The organism is Pelomonas sp. CA6, assembly GCF_022549225.1.
Taxonomy (GTDB): domain Bacteria; phylum Pseudomonadota; class Gammaproteobacteria; order Burkholderiales; family Burkholderiaceae_C; genus Roseateles.
On the sequence record NZ_JAKZFD010000041.1, the window covers coordinates 1 to 910 of the forward strand.

A 910-nucleotide genomic window follows, 5' to 3' on the forward strand; every position below is an offset into this window, starting at 1 on the left:
AGCGGGCGTCGCGAAGGCCAGCGTGCCGGTGGTGGCGTTGGCCAGCGTGTCGCTGTTGACGAAGCCGGAGACGGTGCCGCTGAAGCTCGGGTTGGCGGCGCCGTACAGGCGGGTCGCGCTGTTGACCGTCACGGTCAGCGTCGCCGGGGTGATGCTCAGCGCCGTCGCGTTGCCGGCCGCTTGCGCGAAGAGGTAGTTGCCGTTGTTGGCGGTGAGCCCGCTGCCGTTGATGGCATAGCTGCCGACGTTGCTGGTGGCGGTGGCGGGCGTCGCGAAGGCCAGCGTGCCAGTGGTGGCGTTGGCCAGCGTGTCGCTGCCCACGAAGCCGGTGACGGTGCCGCTGAGGGACGGGTTGGCGGCGCCGTACAGGCGGGAGGCCGCATCGGCCACGACGGTCAGCGTGGCGGGCGTGACGCTCAGCGCGCTGGTGTTGCCGGCGGCCTGCGCGAAGACGTAGTTGCCGTTGTTGGCGGTGAGCCCGCTGCCGTTGATGGCATAGCTGCCGACATTGCTGGCGGTGGTGGCGGGCGTTGCGAAGGCGAGCGTGCCGGTGGTGGCGTTGGCCAGCGTGTCGCTGTTGACGAAGCCGGTCACCGTGCCGCTGAAGCTCGGGTTGGCGGCGCCGTACAGGCGGGTCGCGCTGTTGACCGTCACGGTCAGCGTGGCGGGCGTGATGCTCAGCGCGCTGGTGTTGCCGGCGGCCTGCGCGAAGACGTAGTTGCCATTGTTGGCGGTGAGCCCGCTGCCGTTGACGGCGTAGTTGCCGACGTTGCTGGTGGCGGTGGCGGGCGTCGCGAAGGCGAGCGTGCCGGTGGTGGCGTTGGCCAGCGTGTCGCTGCCCACGAAGCCGGTTACCGTGCCGCTGAAGCTGGGGTTGGCCGCGCCATACAGGCGCGTCGCGCCGTTGGCC

General features: G+C 70.9%; 1 protein-coding gene. It reads right to left on the bottom strand.

The window, feature by feature from the left end; translation table 11 throughout:
* Nucleotides 1–910 (bottom strand): MBG domain-containing protein (locus LZ017_RS21775; protein ID WP_277604852.1); only part of this gene is annotated, 910 nt, incomplete at both ends.